General features: G+C 60.0%; 11 protein-coding genes. 2 read left to right on the top strand and 9 right to left on the bottom strand.

Annotation, left to right across the window (positions count from 1 at the left end; translation table 11 throughout):
- Position 1: 1 nt before the first annotated feature.
- Both FHT78_RS22510 and FHT78_RS22505 read right to left on the bottom strand, forming a co-directional pair.
- Positions 2–1,102 (bottom strand): MotA/TolQ/ExbB proton channel family protein, encoded by a 1,101-nt coding sequence (locus tag FHT78_RS22510; RefSeq protein WP_183748797.1) that lies wholly within the window; start codon positions 1,100–1,102, stop codon positions 2–4.
- Between the two features lie 112 nt (positions 1,103–1,214).
- Entirely contained in the window at positions 1,215–2,015 is an 801-nt protein-coding gene (locus FHT78_RS22505) for an inositol monophosphatase family protein (protein WP_183748796.1), read from the bottom strand.
- Between the two features lie 211 nt (positions 2,016–2,226).
- On the opposite strand from FHT78_RS22505, the gene FHT78_RS22500 reads away from it, so the two are divergent.
- Together FHT78_RS22500 and FHT78_RS22495 are read left to right on the top strand one after the other, a co-directional pair.
- Positions 2,227–2,805 (top strand): TetR/AcrR family transcriptional regulator, encoded by a 579-nt coding sequence (locus FHT78_RS22500; protein ID WP_183748795.1) that lies wholly within the window; start codon positions 2,227–2,229, stop codon positions 2,803–2,805.
- A 74-nt stretch (positions 2,806–2,879) separates the two neighbouring features.
- Positions 2,880–3,620, top strand: a complete 741-nt coding sequence (locus FHT78_RS22495; RefSeq protein ID WP_183748794.1) for a 3-oxoacyl-ACP reductase family protein — start codon at positions 2,880–2,882, stop codon at positions 3,618–3,620.
- A gap of 56 nt (positions 3,621–3,676) precedes the next feature.
- On the opposite strand, the gene FHT78_RS22490 is transcribed toward FHT78_RS22495, so the two are convergent.
- The 7 genes from FHT78_RS22490 to FHT78_RS22460 all read right to left on the bottom strand — a co-directional run bounded on the left by FHT78_RS22490 (position 3,677) and on the right by FHT78_RS22460 (position 14,434).
- The gene (locus FHT78_RS22490; protein ID WP_183748793.1) at positions 3,677–4,774 is read right to left on the bottom strand and encodes a chemotaxis response regulator protein-glutamate methylesterase; all 1,098 of its coding nucleotides are present in this window, start codon (positions 4,772–4,774) and stop codon (positions 3,677–3,679) included.
- Between the two features lie 9 nt (positions 4,775–4,783).
- On the bottom strand, positions 4,784–5,638 hold the full coding sequence (locus FHT78_RS22485; protein WP_183748792.1) for a CheR family methyltransferase: 855 nt from the start codon (positions 5,636–5,638) through the stop codon (positions 4,784–4,786).
- A gap of 33 nt (positions 5,639–5,671) precedes the next feature.
- Positions 5,672–6,148, bottom strand: coding sequence for a chemotaxis protein CheW (locus tag FHT78_RS22480; protein WP_183748791.1), 477 nt, complete (start codon positions 6,146–6,148; stop codon positions 5,672–5,674).
- Between the two features lie 76 nt (positions 6,149–6,224).
- Complete coding sequence (locus FHT78_RS22475) at positions 6,225–8,045, bottom strand: methyl-accepting chemotaxis protein (protein WP_183748790.1); 1,821 nt, start codon at positions 8,043–8,045, stop codon at positions 6,225–6,227.
- Positions 8,046–8,213: 168 nt separating this feature from the next.
- The gene (locus tag FHT78_RS22470; protein WP_183748788.1) at positions 8,214–10,274 is read right to left on the bottom strand and encodes a methyl-accepting chemotaxis protein; all 2,061 of its coding nucleotides are present in this window, start codon (positions 10,272–10,274) and stop codon (positions 8,214–8,216) included.
- A 158-nt stretch (positions 10,275–10,432) separates the two neighbouring features.
- Positions 10,433–12,361 carry a methyl-accepting chemotaxis protein gene (locus tag FHT78_RS22465; RefSeq protein WP_183748786.1) on the bottom strand — a complete coding sequence of 643 codons (1,929 nt, stop codon included), beginning with the start codon at positions 12,359–12,361 and terminating at the stop codon, positions 10,433–10,435.
- A gap of 360 nt (positions 12,362–12,721) precedes the next feature.
- Positions 12,722–14,434 carry a methyl-accepting chemotaxis protein gene (locus FHT78_RS22460; protein WP_183748784.1) on the bottom strand — a complete coding sequence of 571 codons (1,713 nt, stop codon included), beginning with the start codon at positions 14,432–14,434 and terminating at the stop codon, positions 12,722–12,724.
- Positions 14,435–14,451: the final 17 nt, after the last annotated feature.

Genomic DNA, 14,451 nt, shown 5'->3' with positions numbered 1-14,451 from the left:
CTTACTTGCCCTCGCTCTTTTCGACATGGACGGACCGTTCGCGCGCTCTGTCGCTGCCGCGGTCTTGGACGCCGATGCGTTCAGCCAGACGATCGAGCGTGCGGCGCATCGCCTTTGCTTCGTCCTGCTGGACCTCGATCCAGTCGCGCAGCATCTGCTGCTCGTTGCGCATGTTCTTGACGAGGCCCTGGATGCCTTCGGCAAGGCTCGCCATGGCGGCGACCGACCGCTGGCTGGACGCGCCGTCCCCTTCGGCGACCTTTCGCAGATATTCCGACAGTGCCTTCATATCTTCCGAGGAGCCGCCGGAAACGCCATCGAGCGCCGGCACCGGGATGTCCGAGCCGACATCGGTAATGGAGGAGAGCCAGTTTTCCAGCTCCGTATAGAAACGGTTCTGCGCACGTCCGGCCTGCAAATCGAGGAACCCGAGGATCAGCGAACCCGAAAGACCGAGCAGCGAGGACGAGAAAGCCTGGCCCATGCCAGAAAGTGGCGTTGCGAGCCCTTCCTTCAGCGTCGAAAGCACATCGCCCGTGCCATTCGAGCCGGCATCGAGCGACTGGATGACAGAGCTGATCGAGCCGATTGTGCCGATAAGGCCCCAGAAGGTGCCGAGCAGGCCGAGGAAGACGAGCAGGCCGATGAGATAGCGGGAAACGTCACGCGACTCGTCGAGGCGGTTGGCAATCGAATCCAGAATGGAGCGCAGCGCTGTGGTCGATAATGCAACCCCGGACCTGCTACGATTTCCGATCAGCGCCCGCATCGGCGCAAGCAGCCGCGGATGGCGGTTCACCTTCTCCGCACTGCCAGCAGCGCGGAAAGAATTGAACCAGCGTACTTCCGGCCGAAGCGACAATACATGATTGAAAACGAGAATGATTCCAACGGCAAGAACGCCAACGATGAGACCGTTCAGGCCCGGATTATGCATGAAGGCAGTCTGTGTCTGCCGGAACAGGATCGCCGCTATGAAGCCCACGATGATGAGGAACAGCACCATCGTCCAAAAGAACGACATCGGACTGGAGAGTTTGTAAGCGTAGCCACCGGCCGTCTTCTCGGTCGAGCCGAACTCAGCCACATTCACATTTTCCATAGGTTCCTCGGCCTCCGGACTCTTTACAGCCGAAGACTAGATCAACATTGTGCCAAATTGAAGTATGCGCAGGCGAAAAGCCGGACTTTACAACAGGCTGTTGCCCGGATCGTCACTTGATCGGAACCGGCCGCTTGACGACTTCCGTGAGCGCTTTGTGGATATGCTCGTTGCCGGCTATGATCGCACCGGTCTCCAGAATTGACGCCCCGCCGTCCCAGTCAGTCGCATAACCACCCGCTTCGCGGATGAGCAGAATGCCGGCAGCCATGTCCCAGGGCGACAGTGCCGCCTCCCAGAAGCCGTCGAAACGACCGGCGGCCACATAAGCAAGATCGAGCGAGACAGCGCCCATGCGGCGGATGCCGGCGACTTCGCCCATGACATGGCGCAGCTCGATCAGGAACTTACCGTGATTGCCGCGGCCGAGATGGGGCACGCCGCAGCCGATGACGCTGTCGGAAAGCACCCGGCGCGAGGCGACGCGCAGACGCCGATCGTTCAGGAACGCGCCACCGCCACGCTCGGCAGTGTAGAGCTCGTCGGTAGCCGGATTGAAGACTACGCCTGCGACGATCTCATTGTTGCGCTCGAGCGCAATCGAAACGGCAAAAGCCGGAATACCGTGCAGGAAATTGGTCGTGCCGTCGAGCGGATCGACGATCCAGCGGTGCGCGCCGTCGGTGCCCTTGATCTCTTCGCTCTCTTCGCCAAGGAAGCCATAGGTCGGACGAGCCTTGAGAAGCTCTTCCTTGACGATCCTCTCGGCCTTGCGGTCGGCATTCGAAACGAAGTCGCCCGGTCCCTTCACGGATACCTGCAGGTTCTGCACTTCCCCGAAATCACGCCCCAGCGACTTGCCTGCCTTGATGGCAGCCTGAACCATGACATTGAGAAGAGCTGAACGGGCCATGTGGGCATTTTCCTTGGATAATACGGGACGCGCTGTCAGGGGCGGGATATGTCCCTGAACGCCGGAAGCGACAGCGCTGCATAGATTGGCGGCCTCAAGACCACAAAATCAGGGAAATTTCAAGGGGAATGCCGCATGGCAGGGTTGCAGTACGAAAGGATAGTTCCCAATTATTCTGGACAGATAAGTCCATAAACCTTATTGAGACATTATGGCAAGACACAAGGAATTCGATCGCGACACCGTACTCAAGGCGGCTATTACCGTGTTCACCGAACACGGCTACGAGGGCACGTCGACGGATGCGCTGCTGTCGGCCATGAAGATCAGCCGGCAAAGCATGTACGACACTTTCGGCGACAAGCGCCGCCTCTATCTGGCAGCGCTCGACCGTTACAATCTCGACAGCGTCTCTCAAATCGTGGCCGATCTGCGCCGCGATATGGCACCTTTGAAAGCTTTGGAAGAAATGCTCATCGCCTTCGCCTCCCGTCCGGAAACCGAAGCCGGGCATGGCTGCCTTGGCGTCAGCGCCGTGTGCGAGTTCGGACGCACGGACAGGGAGGTCTCGGCGCTGACCGACAAGGCGTCCCGCCTGCTTTCATCCACAGTGCAGACAATCCTCGAGGAAGGCAAGAAGCGGGGCGAGGTCGCAGATGATGTCGACATCACCGACGCCGTTCAGTTTCTCGGCTCGACCCTCTCGGGCATGAAGATCAGTGCCCGCAACGGCGCCTCTCGCGAAACGCTCCGCGGAATAGCCCGCCTCGCCATCCGAAGCCTCCGGTAAAAGTGCTGGAACTCTCAATCCGATTTCGTATGCCCAATTATAGATCAAACAGTCCAAAAAGAAAGGAAGCCAAAATGTCTCAACCACTTTCCGGCAAGATCGCAGTCGTAACCGGGGGCTCGCGCGGTATCGGTGCCGCAATCGTCCGCCGCCTCAGCAGCGATGGCGCAACCGTTGCCTTCACCTATTCCGCCTCCGGCGACAAGGCGAAGGCCATCGTTGCCGAGATAGAAGCAAAAGGTGCGAAGGCGCTGGCCATCAAGGCAGATAGCGCCGATCCGAAGGCCGTTCAGGATGCGGTCGATCAGACTGTCTCGGCATTCGGCGGCATCGACATCCTTGTGAACAGTGCCGGAATTCTGATGCTGAATTCGGTAGAGAATTTCCCCCTCGAAGACTTCGACCGCATGTTTGCAATCAACGTGCGTGCTGTCTTCGCCGGTACGCAGGCTGCCGTGCGCCACATGAGAGCGGGCGGGCGCATCATCACCATCGGCAGCATCGTCGCCGACCGCAGTGGCTTCCCGACCTCTTCGGTCTATTCCATGACCAAGGGCGCTGTCGCCGCCATGACGCGCGGCCTCGCCCGCGACCTCGGCCCGCGCGGCATCACCGTCAACAACATCCAGCCAGGTCCGACGGCAACGGACATGAACTCAAACGAAGCCAGCCATGAGATGCTGAAACAGTTGATGGCACTCGGCCGCATGGGCGAGGACAAGGAAATCGCCAGCTTCGCCGCCTATCTCGCCAGCCCGGAAGCCTCCTTCATCACCGGTGCCAGTCTGACGATCGACGGCGGTTATCTGGCCTGATGCTGACAAGCGAAAGGCGGCGCAGATGCGCCGCCGTTCCCTTCAGTGTTCGAAACTCAGGATTTCTGCTGCGTGATCAGCACTTCGCGGGCGATTTGGTCGAGTGGCAGAATACGGTCGACGCCGCCCTTGGCGATCGCTTCCTTCGGCATGCCGAAGACGACTGAACTGGTCTCGTCCTGGGCAACTGTGTAGGCGCCGGCCTGATGCATTTCCAGCATGCCGCGCGCACCATCGTCCCCCATTCCCGTCATGATGATCCCCATGGCGTTCGAGCCAGCCGAACGGGCAGCGGAACGGAACAGCACATCAACAGACGGACGGTGGCGGGAAACTAGCGGTCCTGGCTTGACGGACACGTAATACCGCGCGCCCTGCCGCTCCAGCAGCATATGCTTGTCGCCCGGCGCAATCAGCACGTGACCGCGCAACACGGGATCACCATCGGCCGCCTCCTTGACCTCCACTTCGCAAAGACCGTTGAGACGTTTGGCGAATGCCGCGGTGAATTTTTCCGGCATATGCTGGACGATGACCATGCCCGGCGCATTGGCCGGCAATGCCTCCAGGAACTCACGCAGGGCTTCCGTCCCGCCCGTCGAAGCGCCGACGCAGACGACCATTTCCGTCGTCTTCGCCATGGCCCGGCCAGTTGGTGGCGGCAGCATCGCATCGGCCGTCAGCTTCTTGGCCGGCCCTTCCGCCGAAGCCGAACGGACGCGGCCTGCAGCGCGGCGCACATTCGCAAGCCGTGCATGCGAAGCGCTTTTCACCACTTCACGGATACGCATTGCATCATCGGCGAGACTGTCGGCCGCACCGATCTTCGATTTCAGGATGACGTCGACAGCTCCAGCCTCCAGCGCCTGCAGCAGTGTTTCCGAACCTGCTTCCGTCAGCGACGAACACATGACGACCGGGATGGGCCGCTGTGACATGAGCTTGCGCAGGAAGGTGATGCCGTCCATGCGCGGCATTTCCACATCGAGCGTAATCACATCGGGGATTTCTTCCTGAATCTTGCGCGCCGCCATAAAGGGATCGGAGGCGACACCCATGATCTCAATGTCCGGATCTCCCTCCAGAACCTTCGTCAACGTCTGCCGAACGCTGGCGGAATCGTCGATGATGAGGACACGGATCTTCTTATTCATGAAATCCTCTCAGATACGCTGAAACACCGTATTTGAAACCTGCTTCAAGGGAAGGTCGAAGCCGGTGATCGATTCCGAGTGGCCGATAAACATGTATCCTCCTTTAGCGAGGCAATCGCAGAGGCGGCCGAGGACGCCCGCCTGGGTCTGCTTGTCGAAGTAGATCAACACGTTGCGGCAAAAGATCAGGTGCATCATGTCACCAACAGGATATTTCTCATCCATCAGGTTCATACGAGCAAAGCCGACACGGCTGCGCAGCTTCGGCGAGATGCGAACCTCACGGCGACCCTGCTGCTTGGCAACCATGACATATTTCTTCTGCAGGTCGCGCGGCACTGGAGCGACCAGATCTTCCGCATAAATACCCTTTCGCGCGGTCTGCAGCACATCGGTGGAAAGATCGGTCGCCAGTACACTATAGGAAACATCGCTGCGACTCTCGACGAATTCGGCCAACACCATAGCCATCGTATAGGGCTCGGCCCCCGTCGAGCAGGCAGAACTCCATGTGCGGATCGTCCGCAAGCCGCTGTCGGCGAGCGTCGGCAGTGCGATCGTCTGCATATATTCGAAATGCTTGGCTTCCCGGAAGAAGTCAGTCTTGTTGGTCGTCACGACGTCGATCAGATAGACGGCCTCCTGATCGAGACCGCCCTCGTTGAACAGGAAATCACAATAATCGTCGAAGCTCGCATGGCGCGTAGCGCGCAAGCGCCGGCGCAGCCGACCCTCCAGCATCGTCAGCTTTGTCGACGGCATTTTGATGCCGCTATAGTCGTAGATGAACCGAGCCAGCTTGTCGAAATTACGTTTGCTGATCCTGTCACCCGGCAATTGGGTTTCTACCGCAGCCATACTCATAAAACGTGACGCTCCGAACAGGTTTTGAAGGCCTCAGGCGGCCGATTGCAGGACAGTGGCATCCTCGCCCGACAGAAGTCGGGCAAGGTCGATTATGACGACGAAGCCGTTCTCGCGGCGCACGACACCGGCGATGTAATCCGAACGCCAGCGTACGCCGATATCAGGTGCGGACTCGATCTGATCGCGACGGAAGGGCGTCACTTCGAAAACGCGATCGGCAACGAGGCCGAGCGTCAGAAGGCGATTTTCCATCGGAACGTCGAGAACCAGCACGCGCGTATGCGGCGTCGGCACGGTTTTCGACATGCCGAGCTTCAGGCGCAGATCGATCGTCGGAACGCCCTGGCCGCGCACGTCACGCAGACCGAGCAGATAGTCGGGACCATTCGGAATCTTGAACGCTTCCGCATAGTCGAGGATTTCGCGCACCACCTCCACCGGAACGGCGAAGATCTCTTCGCCGAGGCTGAAGGTCACGAATTGGGCTTCCAGAGATGTTGTTGCCATGATCAACCGCTTTCCTTGGATTCGGGCGCCCCCATTATCGGAGACGCCTGTTAATAGATTGAAAGGACCCGGACGCTCAGGCGCTTTCCTTGAATTCGGCATCGCCGTCGTCGGGGCCACCCATTGAAAGGTCGAGAGCAAAGCCCTTGGCGCGTGCCTGCTGGGCGGCGACCGTGTTTGCAGCTGCGGTCTTCTTGGCGACCGGCTTTCGGGCTGCGGCCGGAGCCGGCGTGCGGACGCTGACCTTGGCAGCCGGAGCGCGCGACAGGCGGTTGCCAGCCGTATCCACCTTGAAAAAGGCGATCGAGGCCTGCAGTTCCTCAGCCTGGGTCGCCAGCTCTTCGGAGGTCGCCGACATTTCCTCGGAAGCACCCGCATTCTGCTGCGTCACCTTGTCGAGCTGCTGGATCGCTTCGTTGATCTGGGCTGCACCGATATCCTGTTCACGGCAGGCGGCGCTGATTTCGGAGACCAGTTCGGCCGTCTTGCGGATGTCGGGCACCAGGCGCCCGAGCATGTCGCCGGCTTCCTGCGCTGCCTTCACCGTATCGCCGGACATCGCACTGATTTCCGCTGCTGCCGACTGGCTGCGTTCGGCAAGCTTGCGCACTTCGGAAGCGACCACTGCGAAGCCCTTGCCATGTTCGCCGGCACGTGCAGCTTCGACAGCAGCGTTCAGGGCGAGCAGGTCGGTCTGACGGGCGATTTCCTGAACGATGCCGATCTTCTCGGCGATCGTACGCATGGCGGCCACCGCCCGGTTGACGGCATCACCGGAATTCTCCGCATCCTTGGCGGACTGACGGGCAATCTTCTCGGTCTGGGCGGCATTGTCGGCATTCTGCTTGATGTTGGCGGCCATCTCCTCCATCGACGCGGACGCTTCTTCAGCCGAGGCCGCCTGCTCTGTTGCGCCCTGTGACACCTGCTCGGAACTCGCCGACAGTTCCTGGCTGCCGGACGAGACGTTTTCAGCTGCGGCAATCGCATCGGCAACGACACCACGCAGGCGCTCGACCATCTGCTCCAGGGCGATCCCCAGCGTATCCTTGTCGGACAGCGGCTGCGGAGAGACGGTCAGGTCGCCGTTAGCGATCTGGTTGGCGATCTGCGCCGTTGTGCGCAGATTGCCGGTCATCCGCGTCATGGAATTGACCAGGTCACGGATCTCGTCGTTGCTCCTGTGCTCAATGTCCTGTTCGAGATCGCCAATGCTGACCGCATCCGCGAGTTGGACTGCGCGCTTGAGGCCACGGGAGATATTGAGCAGGATCCAGATGGCAGCAGCAGAGGATACGATGATCAGGCCGATCGTCATCATCACGAGCATGTTGCGCGACTGCGCATACTGATCGTTGGTGGCGGCGTCGGTTTCGGCGACATTGCCGGTCACGGTGTCATTCAGCTTGGTGAGAATGCTGAGAAGCTGGGTTGTTACCGCCTGGCCTTCGCCCATCGAAATGACGCCGGCCTGGGTGTTGGATTCGCTGGTGTTCTGCTTGGCGAGGTCGGCAACGCGATCCTGCAGCGCCGTCCACTTGCCGTAGAGGTCGCCGAACTGAGCCATGCCATTCCTAATGTCAGTATCTTCGGAAGTGGCAAGGCGAGCCTGCAGTGTCTTGATCTGTTCGCGCTGCTGCGAAATCTCATCGACATAGCCGGCGATCTTGCTCGGATCCGTGTTGATGATCGCATCCTTTTCGGCGCGGATGGAACGCATCACGGCATCGGAGAGGTCGCCGGAATCGCGCAGATTGGCCACCGGACCGGCAACCATGACCGTGATGTCGTTATTCAGCGACGAGAGATTATAGATCGAAAGACCGGCCATGGCGCAGGTCAGGAGAACGATAAAACCGAACACCAGGCCCAGTTTGAGTTTGATCGTGAAGCGCATTCCAAGCCCCCTTTAGGACTGCAGCGGATATCCCGCGAAATGACACATTGTGCCGCCGTAAAAACGCTTCATGCGTTGCCGGCTGAGCCGGTGTGCCCCGGCGCTTCCATGCGCCGGCTGTAACGGGGCCGCTGTTGCCGCGGCCCCGATGCGTCCGCCGGGAAGAGGCTATGCACTTTCCCGGAAATCATCGTCCGCCATGTCTGGTCCGCCCATGGACATGTCGAGGGCAAAACCTTTGGCGCGGGCCTGCTGAGCAGCAACGCCGTTGGCGGGAGCCGCCTTGCCGGTCGGCTTGCGGGCCGCAGACGGAGCCGGGCGTGTGGTCACCTTGGCGGCCGGTGCGCGGCCCTGACGGCCACCCGTCGCCATTGCCTTGCCACCCGCCGTGTCCACTTTGAAGAAGGCGATGGACGTTTGCAGTTCCTCGGCCTGGGCAGCGAGCTCTTCCGACGTCGCAGACATCTGCTCGGAAGCACCCGCATTCTGCTGGGTTACCTTGTCGAGCTGCTGGATCGCCTCGTTGATTTGCGACGCACCGACATCCTGTTCGCGGCATGCCGAACTGATCTCCGCCACGAGTTCCGCCGTCTTTCTAATATCAGGCACCAGGCGGCCGAGCATATCGCCTGCCTCCTGGGCGGCCGTGACGGTATCGCTCGACATGGCGCTGATTTCGGCTGCTGCCGACTGGCTGCGCTCGGCAAGCTTGCGCACTTCGGAAGCGACGACGGCAAAGCCTTTGCCGTGCTCGCCGGCACGAGCAGCCTCCACGGCAGCGTTGAGTGCGAGAAGGTCGGTCTGGCGGGCGATTTCCTGAACGATGCTGATTTTCTGGGCGATCGTACGCATGGCTTCGACGGCGCGGGAAACGGCGCTGCCGCTCATCTCCGCATCCTTGGCGGACTGACGGGCGATCTTTTCCGTCTGGGCGGCATTGTCGGCGTTCTGTTTGATGTTGGCAGCCATTTCTTCCATCGAGGAGGAAGCTTCCTCGGCCGCAGAGGCCTGCTCGGTGGCGCCCTGCGATACCTGCTCCGAGCTCGCCGAAAGCTCCTGGCTGCCGGCCGAAACATTCTCGGCGGCTGCAATTGCATCCGCGACGACATCACGCAAGCGCTCCACCATCTGTTCGAGCGCAGTGCCGAGTGTATCCTTGGCCGAGAGCGCCTTCGGAGAAACGGTCAGATCGCCGGCAGCAATCTGCGTGGCAATATCGGCGGTGGCACGAAGATTGGTGACCATGCTTTGCATCGCGATGCCGAGCGTATCCTTGGCTGAAAGCGGCTTGACCTCGACCGAGAGGTCGCCTTCAGCGATCTGGTTGGCAACATCGGCGGTGGCGCGCAGGTTGTTCACCATGCCGAGCATGGCAATGCCGAGCGTATCCTTGTCGGAGAGCGGTTTCGGTGTAACGCTGAGGTCACCGTTCGAAATCTCGTTCGCGATGCCAGCGGTATTGCGCAGATTATCCGTCATGACGTTGATCGTGTTCACCAGATCCTTGATCTCGTCGTTGCTCTTGATCTCGACCTTCTGGTTCAGATCGCCGATGGCGACAGCGCTGGCGACGTTCATGATCTTGCGCAGGCCACTGTTGATGCCAAGCGCGATCCACAGTGCGGCGGCAAAAGCGATGACGGAAGCGCCGATGGCAATGCCGATCAGCAAGTTTCTGGTGTTGCCGTAGAGGATTTCCGTATCGTCGTCGGCCTGGGTCATCGCCTTCTGCTGATGAGTGACAAGCGCCGTGAAGACGTCTTCCAGCTCCATGACGATGGCGCGAACCTCACCACCGGAATAAGCCGTGGCCCCTGCCCTGTCGCCGCTTTCCTGGATCAAGGCGACTTTGTTGGAACCATCAACGAAACGTTTGCTCAGCTCGATCAGCCTGTCCCATGTCGGCTTGCTGTCAGCCATTGCGATCTGCTGACCGCCTGTCGCGAACGCGAGCATTTCATCCATGCTTTTTGCCGAGTTTTCGTAGTGTTTCTTGGCCGCTTCAGGATCCGTTTCCAGAAGGGCGTTCTTCTGCCACCTGATGGCATCGAGCTCGGCAGCTTTGGCCTCCAGAGCCAGCTCCAGGCTTTTTGAAGGGCCTGCGATCAGGTTGCCAACGGCATCGTTCAGCGAACTGAGGCTGATAATTCCAAAGACTGCACTACCCACTAGCAACAGTATGACGAAGCCGAATGCGGCTGCGAGCTTGAGCTTGATCGTGATGCGCATCGCAATACCCCTATTTGAAAGCGACATAAATAATTTGAATGATGGTTTCCTTGTTGCCGCCTCATGCAGCAAAGCATCCCGTCCGGCGTTCCTAGGCCCCGAAAGCTCGTGTCAGGGGCCACATGCGAGGCCCCTGACGGGATCAATCAGGAAAGTGCTCAGGCGCTTTCCTTGAACTCGGCATCGCCGTCGTCGGGGCCACCCATGGAAAGGTCGAGAGCAAAGCCCTTGGCGCGTGCCTGCTGGGCGGCGACCGTATTGGCAGGTGCGGTCTTCTTGGCGACCGGCTTTCGGGCTGCGGCCGGAGCCGGTGTGCGCACCGTCACCTTGGCAGCCGGAGCGCGCGACAGGCGGTTGCCGGCCATATCCACCTTGAAGAAGGCGATCGACGCCTGCAGTTCCTCAGCCTGGGTCGCCAGTTCTTCGGAGGTCGCCGACATTTCCTCGGAAGCGCCGGCATTCTGCTGCGTCACCTTGTCGAGCTGCTGGATCGCTTCGTTGATCTGGGCTGCACCGATATCCTGTTCACGGCAGGCGGCGCTGATTTCGGACACCAGTTCGGCCGTCTTGCGGATGTCGGGCACCAGGCGCCCGAGCATGTCGCCGGCTTCCTGCGCTGCCTTCACCGTATCACCTGACATCGCACTGATTTCCGCTGCTGCCGACTGGCTGCGTTCGGCAAGCTTGCGCACTTCGGAAGCGACCACTGCGAAGCCCTTGCCATGTTCGCCGGCACGAGCAGCTTCCACGGCGGCGTTCAGGGCGAGCAGGTCGGTCTGACGGGCGATTTCCTGAACGATGCCGATCTTCTCGGCAATCGTGCGCATAGCGGCCACCGCACGGTTGACGGCATCACCGGAATTCTCCGCATCCTTGGCGGACTGGCGGGCAATCTTCTCGGTCTGGGCGGCATTGTCGGCATTCTGCTTGATGTTGGCGGCCATCTCCTCCATCGACGCGGACGCTTCTTCAGCCGAGGCCGCCTGCTCTGTTGCGCCCTGCGACACCTGCTCGGAACTCGCCGACAGTTCCTGGCTGCCGGACGAGACGTTTTCAGCTGCGGCAATCGCATCGGCAACGACACCGCGCAGGCGCTCCACCATCTGCTCCAGGGCGATCCCCAACGTATCCTTGTCGGACAGCGGCTGCGGAGAGACGGTCAGGTCGCCGTTAGCGATCTGGTTGGCTATCTGCGCCGTTGTGCGCAGATTCGTCACCATGCTGCGCATCGCGATGCCGAGAACGTCCTTGTCCGACAGGGGCTTGGCATCGACGGACAGGTCACCCATAGAGATCTTGTCGGCAAGTTCTGCGGTATTGCGCAGATTGGCCGTCATGACATTGACGGTCTCGATCAGATCTTTGATTTCGTCATTGGTCTTGACGGCAACATTCTGGTCGAGGTCACCGATTGAAACGGCCTTTGCGACAGTCGCGATCTTCTTGAGACCATTGCTGATGCCAAACATGATCCAGATGGCAGCGCTCAGCGCGATCAACACGGCAATACCCGATGCAACGCTGAGGATCAGTTTGGTAGAGTTATAAAGATCGTCGTTGGCCTGGTTAGTCGCCTTCATTCCCTTGCGCTGGATTTCGACAAGGGCGGCAATTGCTTCGCCCATATCGTTCGTCATGTCACGCAGTTCGCCAAGCGAGAGGGCCTGGGCACCGGCCTGATCGCCCTTGGCGTCGAGCTGTTGAAGTTCAGCGGATTTCTCACGGAATTTCGCACCAATGCCTTGCAACTTTTCCCAATAGGGCTTGCCTTCGGGCGAAGCGATTTTGTGGCCGTCGTTGACGGACTCAAGCATCGCCTGCAGGTTCTGATCGGCCTCCTTGTAGAATCCGTACGACGTCTGCGGATCGGTTGAAAGCAGGGCATTTTTCTGCGCGCGAATGGCGTTGACTTCGGCCACGTTGGCTGTCAGCGCGAGTTCAAGACGGCGCACAGGCCCATCGATCATAGCACCGCTGGCATCATTCAAAGAGCCGAGACTCATGCTGCCATAAACGGCGATGCCGACCAACAAGAGGGTCATCAAGCCGAAGGCAAGACCCAGTTTCAGTTTAATGGTGAAGCGCATTTGAATACTTCCTTGAAGGTGATCGACAGAGCTGGATGCATGACTCGAAGTTCGGGCATGGGTCGTCATTCTGCCGCTTTTGGCGGCATGCATTGCGGGCACGTTCAATTGCTGGAGGCCATCGTCGCTTGCTCCGCATGTCCATCGTTACGGACCCCTGCGGGAGTTCACGATCGGCTTGCAAAACCGCAGCGCGTCTGACTGCGGAAGATCCCACTTTCGGGGAAACCCGATGCTCCGCCTGTCTCTTAAAGCTGGCAGGCGGACATCTGCCGATCGATACCAACGCATACACACGTCGGGCATTTCCTTAAGCCACGGGCCAGAGGTCCGCGGCAGTCTTCATTTCAACGAAACCACTCAGGCGCTTTCGCGGAAATCGTCGTCACCGGCGTCCGGGCCGCCCATCGACATGTCCAGAGCAAAGCCCTTGGCGCGTGCCTGTTGGGAAGCAACGGTGTGGCCCTGATTGTGGTTATGCATCGCCGGAGCTGGCTTGCGTGGGGCAGCGGCGGAACCGTTGACCACCTTGGCAGCCGTCTTTGTAACGGTCTTCCGTACGCCGGCACGGGTCGCACCTGCCGCATCGACCTTGAAGAAGGCAATTGAAGCCTGCAGTTCCTCGGCCTGAGCGGCAAGCTCTTCCGAAGTAGCCGACATTTCTTCCGAGGCGCCGGCATTCTGCTGGGTCACCTTGTCGAGCTGCTGGATCGCCTCGTTGATCTGCGAGGCGCCGATATCCTGCTCGCGGCAGGCGGCACTGATCTCCGAGACCAGTTCGGCGGTTTTCCGGATGTCAGGAACCAGACGGCCGAGCATTTCGCCGGCATCGCGTGCGGCCTTGACGGTGTCGCTCGACATGGAAGAGATCTCAGCGGCTGCAGACTGACTGCGTTCAGCCAGCTTGCGGACTTCCGAGGCGACGACCGCAAACCCCTTGCCATGTTCGCCGGCACGCGCAGCTTCGACAGCGGCATTCAGGGCAAGAAGGTCGGTCTGACGGGCGATTTCCTGGACGATGCCGATCTTCTCGGCAATCGTGCGCATCGCATCGACGGCGCGGTTGACAGCATCCCCGGAAGCTTCCGCGTCCTTGGCAGATTGGCGGGCGATCTTCTCGGTCTGGGCAGCATTGTCGGCATTCTGCTTGATGTTGGCAGCCATCTGCTCCATCGAAGCGGATGCCTCTTCAGCCGAAGCAGCCTGCTCTGTCGCACCCTGCGAGACCTGCTCGGAGCTGGCCGAGAGTTCCTGACTGCCCGATGAAACATTATCGGCGGCGGACAAGGCGTCGGCGACGACGCCGCGCAGGCGTTCGATCATGACATTGACGTTGCCGAGCAGTTCACCGATTTCGTCATGCGTGGTGATTTCGGCCATCTTCGTCAGGTCGCCTTCGGCAACTTCGCGGACAACGGTGTTGGCGCGGCTGAGACCCTTGCTGATAGTATTCGCGATCCAGAAGGCAGTGAGGCCGGCAATCAGCAACGCTACGGCAGCAACCGCAATCATCGTCGTGCGCGTCGTGGCATACTGCTGATCGGCGCTATCATCGGCTTCTTTCATGCGCTGCTTTTCGAGCGTCAGAACTTCATCGAGTGTGGCGTCGATATCGTTGGCCGCCTGGCGAGCCGTCGTGACCGAGACATTGTTGGCGCCGTCCACATTGCCGTCTTTGATGAAATTTCGGATCTGGTCGTCAGCCTGATTGAATGCCTTAGAGAGTTCGGCAACGCGTTCCCAACGCGCCTTGCCTTGCTCGGTCGCAAGCTTCGTCACGGCAGCGAAGGCATCGGCGAAATCCTTACGAGCCTTGTTGCCCTTTTCGATAGCACCGGAAGCGTCGTCGGCATTACGCGCCGTCAGGAGGTTCTTCTGCTGGCGGATGGCTTCGAGCTGGGCGATATTGATCTGTTGCGCCAGGTCGAGGCGCGCAGCGGGACCAGCAAGAAGATTGCCGATCGTGTCGTTCAGCGAACCGAGGCTGAAGATGCCGTAGGCGGCAGTGCCCATGAGCATGAGAATGATAAAAGTGAACGCTGTCACCAGCTTTGTCTTGATCGTCAATCGCATCGTCTTAACCCCTCAAT

Origin of the sequence: Rhizobium sp. BK196, from assembly GCF_014193255.1 — a bacterium.
Classification (GTDB): domain Bacteria; phylum Pseudomonadota; class Alphaproteobacteria; order Rhizobiales; family Rhizobiaceae; genus Rhizobium.
This window is presented reverse-complemented; position numbering and strand designations above follow the sequence as displayed.

Excerpts from the sequence above, each read along its gene's own strand:
- FHT78_RS22485 (WP_183748792.1), bottom strand. The coding sequence starts at position 5,638 with ATGAGTATGGCTGCGGTAGAAACCCAATTGCCGGGTGACAGGATCAGC.
- FHT78_RS22510 (WP_183748797.1), bottom strand. The coding sequence starts at position 1,102 with ATGGAAAATGTGAATGTGGCTGAGTTCGGCTCGACCGAGAAGACGGCC.
- FHT78_RS22490 (WP_183748793.1), bottom strand. The coding sequence starts at position 4,774 with ATGAATAAGAAGATCCGTGTCCTCATCATCGACGATTCCGCCAGCGTT.
- FHT78_RS22470 (WP_183748788.1), bottom strand. The coding sequence starts at position 10,274 with ATGCGCATCACGATCAAGCTCAAGCTCGCAGCCGCATTCGGCTTCGTC.
- FHT78_RS22460 (WP_183748784.1), bottom strand. The coding sequence starts at position 14,434 with ATGCGATTGACGATCAAGACAAAGCTGGTGACAGCGTTCACTTTTATC.
- FHT78_RS22495 (WP_183748794.1), top strand. The coding sequence starts at position 2,880 with ATGTCTCAACCACTTTCCGGCAAGATCGCAGTCGTAACCGGGGGCTCG.
- FHT78_RS22505 (WP_183748796.1), bottom strand. The coding sequence starts at position 2,015 with ATGGCCCGTTCAGCTCTTCTCAATGTCATGGTTCAGGCTGCCATCAAG.
- FHT78_RS22465 (WP_183748786.1), bottom strand. The coding sequence starts at position 12,361 with ATGCGCTTCACCATTAAACTGAAACTGGGTCTTGCCTTCGGCTTGATG.
- FHT78_RS22500 (WP_183748795.1), top strand. The coding sequence starts at position 2,227 with ATGGCAAGACACAAGGAATTCGATCGCGACACCGTACTCAAGGCGGCT.
- FHT78_RS22475 (WP_183748790.1), bottom strand. The coding sequence starts at position 8,045 with ATGCGCTTCACGATCAAACTCAAACTGGGCCTGGTGTTCGGTTTTATC.
- FHT78_RS22480 (WP_183748791.1), bottom strand. The coding sequence starts at position 6,148 with ATGGCAACAACATCTCTGGAAGCCCAATTCGTGACCTTCAGCCTCGGC.